This window comes from Sporomusa sp. (assembly GCF_035561255.1).
Classification (GTDB): Bacteria; Bacillota; Negativicutes; order Sporomusales; family Sporomusaceae; genus Sporomusa.
On record NZ_DATMXX010000383.1, the window covers coordinates 1 to 3,714 of the forward strand.

The following is a 3,714-nucleotide window of genomic DNA, read 5'->3' on the forward strand; positions in this document are numbered from 1 at the left end:
AATAATATCCATGTTAATCATTATTCATTATTTGCTTTGTTAAATAAGTATAATCATATAGTATTTCAATAGGGAGGCCATTGAGTGGAAATTGCATTAATAAAAAACTTATCCCGTCATGTAGGTGCGCAAGTGACTGTACAAGGCTGGGTTTACAATCAGCGCTCTTCCGGGAAGATTGTTTTTCTTATTATCCGGGATGGCTCTGGGTTGATGCAAGGTGTGACAGCTAAACAGGAAGTAGGTGAAGCACTGTTTGCTGAAGCAAAAAAACTAACCCAGGAAAGTGCTGTTAAAGTGACCGGCATAATACGTGCAGAGCCGCGGTCTGTTGGCGGTTATGAAATGCAGGTAACTGCTTTGGAGATTGTCAGCATTGCCGAAGATTACCCTATTACGCATAAAGAACACGGGGTGGATTTTCTCGCCGAGCACCGGCACCTCTGGATTCGTACCCCGCGCCAGGCAGCGGTATTGCGCGTTCGTTCCGAGATTGAACATGCACTGAGAAATTTTTTTTATGAGCGTGATTTTGTTCTGGCGGACGCCCCGATTATTACTCCGGCAGCCTGTGAAGGCACAACCAATCTGTTTGCAATTGACTATCATGGCGAGAAGGGTTACTTGTCCCAAAGTGGTCAGCTCTATAGTGAAGCTAATGCGATGGCTTTGGGGCGTATATATTGCTTTGGCCCCACTTTCCGGGCAGAAAAGTCTAAGACCCGGCGTCATCTGCTGGAGTTTTGGATGATTGAAGCTGAGATGGCTTATTTTGATATTGATGCGAACATACAGCTTCAAGAAGAAATGATCTACTATGTTATCGAGCGTGTACTTGCCAAATGCCAAAATGAGCTCAAAACTCTTGACCGGGATATTGAAAAACTAAAAGCTATCACATTACCGTTCCCACGTATCAGCTATACTGATGCTGTTGAGCTACTAAAACAGTCTGGGGAGGAGTTTACCTGGGGTGAGGATTTTGGTGCGCCGCATGAAACGATTATTTCCAGCCATTTTGACGCGCCGGTATTTGTCCATCGCTATCCAACAGAGATTAAAGCTTTTTATATGAAACCTGATCCCGACAATCCCAGTGTAGTGTTAGGGGCTGATTTGCTGGCACCTGAAGGCTATGGCGAGATTATCGGCGGTGGCCAGCGTATCGATGATCTGGCACTCCTTGAACAGCGAATTGAAGAGCACAAACTACCGAAAGAAGCATTTGAGTGGTACCTGGATTTGCGCCGGTTTGGAACCGTGCCGCATTCCGGTTTTGGTCTGGGTCTTGAGCGGACAGTTGCCTGGCTGTGTGGTCTGGAACATATCCGGGAGACAATACCATTCCCGCGTATGTTACATAAGATGTATCCCTGAGTTGTTAATAAAGAGTAGTCCTTATTTTACTTGTTTCAGACAACCAATAAATCAGGGATAATTTAAAATATAATTAGTTAAATACAGGGGGAGATATCATGACAGTAAGTGTCGCTGCAACACATGCAAAAGGAAAATTCGCTACCGATAAAATCTTCGGAGCTGCCGCAGCTGCTAATTTGGCTGTTGGTCAATATGGCAAAGATAAAGTGGTCAACGCTACAATTGGTGCAATTTTGGATGATAAGGAAGCCTTGGTATGCTTGCCTACTGTGGAAAAAGTATTCCGCAATCTTCCTATCAACGAAGTAATTAATTACGCGCCTATTGCCGGTCTGCCTGAATTCTTAGAGGCAGCTACTGCGTTAACATTTGGCGATAACCGACCTGAGGCTTATACCAATGCGGTAGCGACTTCCGGTGGGTCAGGGGTGCTTCATCACACCATCTGGAATTACTCAGAGATTGGTGATGCGATTTTAACATCTGACTGGTATTGGGGGCCTTACAAAGTGTTGTGTGAAGATGCCCTCCGCAAACTGGATACCTTCACTTTGTTTGATGAGAACCAAAATTTTAATATTAAATCCTTTGAAGCCAAGGTGAATGAATTACTTGCTAAACAAAGCAGCTTGGTAACGATTCTTAATACCCCGGCTCACAACCCTACCGGCTACAGCCTAAGTGACAGCGAATGGGATAGCATATTAGACGTTATTAAGGCTGCAGCTAAAGACGAGTCCAAACGTCTGGTCATTCTAGTGGATGTTGCCTACCTCGATTATGCCGGAGAAAAGAATGAGTGCCGTGCTTTTCTGAAAAAATTCAGCAATCTTCCTGATAATGTTCTTATCGTTCTAGCCTTCAGCATGTCTAAAAGCTATACCATGTATGGGCAGCGTACCGGCGCAATGATCGGTATTTCCCAAAGCCAGGCAGTCATTAAAGAATTCGCTGACATTAACCAATATAGCAGCCGGGCAACCTGGTCCAATATTAATCGCGGCTGTATGCGCCTCCTCGCTACTATTTACAATGATAAGTCGACACTGGCTCAGGTCGAACAAGAACGAGCCCACTATTATTCTCTTATTAGAGAACGGTCAGGGATTTTTGTGCGTGAAGCCAAAGCAGTTAACCTCAACATGCTGCCATATATAGCTGGCTTCTTCCTGACGATCCCTGCAACAAATCCAGATGCCGTCTGCGATAAACTGCACGAGGACCACATCTTTGCTGTACCGCTTGGCAAAGGCGTGCGCATTGCCGTATGCGCAGTACCGTCAGCTAAAATTACCGGTATGGCGGGAAAAGTGGCCCAGGCCATAGCCGCCGTCACGAAGTAGAAACCAATCGGTAAGCGAGATTGCCTCCTGTTGCCTGTATGCCGTTGATGCAATACTGCGGTCATACAGTCAACTGCGGGGCAATCTATTTTTATTGTCTGTCACCACTCTCGCCGAGTTACATAATATATAACAAGAAATTTTACTATGTAATTAAATGAGGTGAGAATGTGGCTGACAACCTGGCTGTTGCCAATATTCAAGGCGGTCCGCTTGCTCCGGATATCAAGGGAACTGTAACCTTCAGGAGTGTGCAAGGCGGCACAAAAGTAACTGTTGAAGTGTGGGGCCTGCCCCGGTACCAACCGGCAGTGAACGGGCAGCAGCAGGTTGGTCCCCACGGTTTTCACATTCATGAGGTTGGTATCTGTAAAGTAGGTGATACGTCTAACCCGTTTATGGCAGCCGGAGGGCATTGGAATCCAGATAACCAGCCCCATGGTAATCACGCCGGTGATTTGCCTGTACTGTTTTCTAATAACGGTATTGCGTATATGACTTTTTTTACTGATAAATTTACTGTAGCAGAGGTTATCGGTAAAAGTGTGATTATCCACGAAAGTCCGGATGATTACCGAACTCAACCGGCAGGTAACTCTGGCCGGCGCCTGGCCTGTGGCGTCATCAGAGGGCGCCGCGATATTTAAGTAAAATATACCATCGTTTGAACATTTAGGTGCGGGAATACTATGCCAAAGGAGGTTGATCACAATGAGCTGCAATCACAACAATATTTTTGATGACACCACATTCGAGTTTCCTCGCACCGGTTTCTGGCTTGTGCATATCTTTGGGGCCTGTTTTCTTTTATTATTAGGGATGCGGATGGCTGTGCGAAGAGCCCCGTTACCGATCATTGCCTATCGTATGTTTAAGTTGTTGCGGTAATCTGCATGATAAATGGCAACTGCCTGTACTAGAGCAGTTGTCATTTTTTTTTTGATGTTGGTTGTTACTGATAATTGGGCAGGAAATCGAGGGAATATAGTTG

General features: G+C 45.4%; 4 protein-coding genes. All 4 read left to right on the plus strand.

All coding sequences use genetic code 11. The features are described 5' to 3' along the window. Positions 1-84: 84 nt before the first annotated feature. The 4 genes from asnS (at position 85) to VN379_RS21850 (ending at position 3,611) form a co-directional block, all read left to right on the plus strand. Positions 85-1,377, plus strand: a complete 1,293-nt coding sequence (asnS, locus tag VN379_RS21835) for an asparagine--tRNA ligase (protein ID WP_325537811.1) — start codon at positions 85-87, stop codon at positions 1,375-1,377. A gap of 98 nt (positions 1,378-1,475) precedes the next feature. Further along, positions 1,476-2,723, plus strand: a complete 1,248-nt coding sequence (locus tag VN379_RS21840) for a pyridoxal phosphate-dependent aminotransferase (RefSeq protein WP_325537813.1) — start codon at positions 1,476-1,478, stop codon at positions 2,721-2,723. A 170-nt stretch (positions 2,724-2,893) separates the two neighbouring features. After that, on the plus strand, positions 2,894-3,370 hold the full coding sequence (locus VN379_RS21845) for a superoxide dismutase family protein (protein ID WP_325537815.1): 477 nt from the start codon (positions 2,894-2,896) through the stop codon (positions 3,368-3,370). Positions 3,371-3,434: 64 nt separating this feature from the next. Continuing rightward, entirely contained in the window at positions 3,435-3,611 is a 177-nt protein-coding gene (locus VN379_RS21850) for a hypothetical protein (protein WP_325537817.1), read from the plus strand. Positions 3,612-3,714: the final 103 nt, after the last annotated feature.